The organism is Litchfieldella anticariensis FP35 = DSM 16096 (genome assembly GCF_000409775.1).
Lineage (GTDB): Bacteria > Pseudomonadota > Gammaproteobacteria > Pseudomonadales > Halomonadaceae > Litchfieldella > Litchfieldella anticariensis.
The window spans coordinates 963,136-963,363 of record NZ_KE332377.1; the positions used below are offsets into that span (position 1 = coordinate 963,136).

At 70.6% G+C, this 228-nt stretch carries 1 protein-coding gene; it reads right to left on the minus strand.

Features of this window, described 5'->3' with window-relative positions; all coding sequences use genetic code 11:
- Window positions 1-228: hypothetical protein (locus L861_RS24765; RefSeq protein ID WP_169513678.1), on the minus strand; the 228-nt coding region annotated here is incomplete at both ends.

Sequence of the window (228 nt, forward strand, 5' to 3'; positions counted from 1 at the left end):
GACCACGCCTCGTCGCGCGCCTGGTGGTCGCCGGCGAGGCGTTCGAGGTAGGTCATCGGTTGGGTCGCCGATTCCGGCAGCAGGCCGATCGCGGGGAGCGAGTTGGCGGCAACGGCCTCGGCGGTGGTCGGCACGATGGTGTCGATACGAATGCGGATGCCGGCCAGCAGGCTGACCAGGCGGTCGTAGGCCTCGTTGGAGTTCTGCAGCCAGGGCGCCCGGTCGCGA